Here is a 2,349-nt window from a genome sequence, read left to right as displayed (position 1 = left end):
CGTGGGCGGCGGCCCGCCCCGAGCGCTCGGACGTCGCGCTCTGGGCGGTCGAACTCTCCCTGCTGCTGCCCGCGCACCCGGCGCGGCTGCGCTACGAGAGGGCCCAACTCCTCGTCCAGCGCGGCGACTTCCTCGCGGGAGCGGCGGAGCTGGAGACGTACGCGGACGTGGTGACGACGGTGGAGCCGACCACGGCGGACCGGGTGCGGGACCAGGCGCGGGCGGCGCGCGCCATGCTCAACTGACGGCTCGGTCAACGGCCCGGTGGGCGGCCCGTGTGCGGGCGTAGCGCCCCGGAGCGACGCCCACCACGCGCTTGAAGTGGCGGGTGAGGTGCGACTGGTCGTAGAAACCGGCGGCGGCCGCCACCTCGCCGGCCGGCTGGCCCGACAGGAGGAGCCGACGGGCGCGGTCGACGCGGCGCGACATCACGTACTGGTGCGGCGCGATGCCGTAGGCCCCGCTGAAGGCGCGTACGAGGTGGCTGGGGTGGGCGTGGACCAGACGCGCGGCCTCGTCGAGGGTCACGCCGTCGAGCAGCCGCTCGTCGAGGAGGTCACGGAGGTCGTGGGCGATGCCTCGTGCGGTGCCGCCCGGGGCGTCGGCGGCGATCCTGGGACGCAGGTGTCCACGCAGCCGCTCGCCGATCAGCGCAAGGCGGCTCTCGGCCTCCAGCTCGTCGCCCCGGCGCTCCAGGGCCGCGTGCAGCTGGCCCACGCGCCTGCGCAGGACGGGGTCGACGAGGTCGGGGCCGTCCACCGCCGGGCCGATGTAGCTCGCGTCCAGCTGCGTCATGTCCAGGTAGAGCACGCGCTTGCGGAAGCCGTCGGGGGTCGCGGGCGAGCCGTTGTGCGGGACGTGCGGCGGGAGCAGCGAGACGGTGTCGGCGGGGGTGCCGTGCACGCGCCGGTCCAGGTCGTAGCGGACGGCTCCGTCGTCCACGATCAGCAGGGTCCACGCGTCGTGGACGTGCATCGGGTACGCGTGCTCGGTGAAGTGGGCGTGGAAGACCTCCACGACACCCGCGACCGGCGGGCGCCATGCGGAAATCTCCTGCTGGGCCACCATGCAAAGAACGTACAAGACGCGGCTGTGGTCCACCCGCCAGTCTCGAGGCATGAGAACCACCGCTGAGACAGACACCACCACGACGGAGAACGCCGAGGTCACGGACGCGGCGCCGGTCCGCTTCGACACGAAGATCGCCGTCCTGCTCCGTGCCGACCTGGAGTCCTGGCAGCGACTGAACGTGACCGCGTTCCTGGTGAGCGGGCTCGGCACGGCGGTGCCCGATGTGGTCGGCGAGCCGTACGAGGACGCCGACGGCACCCCCTATCTGCCGATGTTCCGCCAGCCCGTCCTGGTCTTCGAGGGGTCCAAGGAGACACTGACCGCCGCGCACCGTCGCGTGCTGTCCCGATCGCTGCCGAGCGCGGTGTTCACGTCGGACCTGTTCGCCACCGGCCACGACCGCGCCAACCGGGCGGCCGTGCGGGCCGTGCCCGCCGATCAGCTCGATCTGGTGGGGCTCCTCGTCCACGGTCCGCGCAACGCGGTCGACAAGGTCCTCAAAGGGGCCCGGATGCATCCCTGAAGGGGCCCGGCTGCCTCCCTGACCGACGGAGGCGGCAGCGCGGGGAGAGAGATCGGAGCGCTAGCGATCGGCCCGGCCGGGCACGAAGCACCTATGCACCCCCAATCCCCGGAGCGGCGACGCCTCTTCGCCGATCAGGCGCGGTCCGCGCGGCCCGATCTCGCGCAGCTGTGCCTGCTGATCGGCGCGGAGGCGGACCCGGATCTCGACGAAGCGGGCATGCGTACGGCGCGGGACATCCTCGACCGCCTTGCCGACCAGCTGACCGAGCGGCTGCCCGACCCGACGTGCGGCCCTCGGTCCCTGGCACTGGCGGTGGCGGAACTGCTCGGCACGCGCCACGGGTTCAGGGGCAGGCCCGGCGACTACCAGCACCTCCGGTCCGCGCTCCTGCACGAAGTGCTGCGGCGGCGCAGAGGTCTGCCCATCCTCCTGTCGGTGGTGTGGATCGAGGTCGCCCGCCGCGCGGGCCTGCCCGTCCACGGGGTGGCCCTGCCCGGCCACTTCGTGGTCGGCTTCGGCGCGCGCGACGAGCAGGTGCTCGCCAACCCCTTCGCGGGAGGGCACGTACTCTCCGCCACGGACGCGGAGTTGCTGGTGGCGGGTGCCACGGGCGCGCCACTCGTGCCGTCGATGCTGTGCCCGGCGGGGCCCCTCGACATCGTCCTGCGCGTCCTGAACAACATCCGCGCGTGGGCGGCGGCCCGCCCCGAGCGCTCGGACGTCGCGCTCTGGGCGGTCGAACTCTCCCTGCT

General features: G+C 73.4%; 4 protein-coding genes. 3 read left to right on the top strand and 1 reads right to left on the bottom strand.

Translation table 11 applies throughout. The annotated features are described in order from the left end of the window. Window positions 1–245: tetratricopeptide repeat protein (locus tag AC5P1C_RS43630; protein ID WP_493871566.1), on the top strand; the 245-nt coding region annotated here is incomplete at its 5' end. On the opposite strand, the gene AC5P1C_RS43625 is transcribed toward AC5P1C_RS43630, so the two are convergent. Further along, window positions 238–1,068: an AraC family transcriptional regulator gene (locus tag AC5P1C_RS43625; RefSeq protein ID WP_493871565.1), complete on the bottom strand. Its 831-nt coding sequence runs from the start codon at window positions 1,066–1,068 to the stop codon at window positions 238–240. The two genes, AC5P1C_RS43630 and AC5P1C_RS43625, sit on opposite strands and share 8 nt — an antisense overlap. Window positions 1,069–1,117: 49 nt before the next feature. On the opposite strand from AC5P1C_RS43625, the gene AC5P1C_RS43620 reads away from it, so the two are divergent. Further along, window positions 1,118–1,594 (top strand): DUF2000 family protein, encoded by a 477-nt coding sequence (locus AC5P1C_RS43620; protein ID WP_493871564.1) that lies wholly within the window; start codon window positions 1,118–1,120, stop codon window positions 1,592–1,594. Between the two features lie 93 nt (window positions 1,595–1,687). Then, a partial coding sequence (locus AC5P1C_RS43615; protein ID WP_493871563.1) for a transglutaminase family protein occupies window positions 1,688–2,349 on the top strand: 662 nt, incomplete at its 3' end.

Source organism: Streptomyces sp. A18 (genome assembly GCF_059026065.1).
The sequence above is the reverse complement of the archived record's forward strand: the minus strand, read 5'-3'. Positions and strand labels throughout refer to the sequence as shown.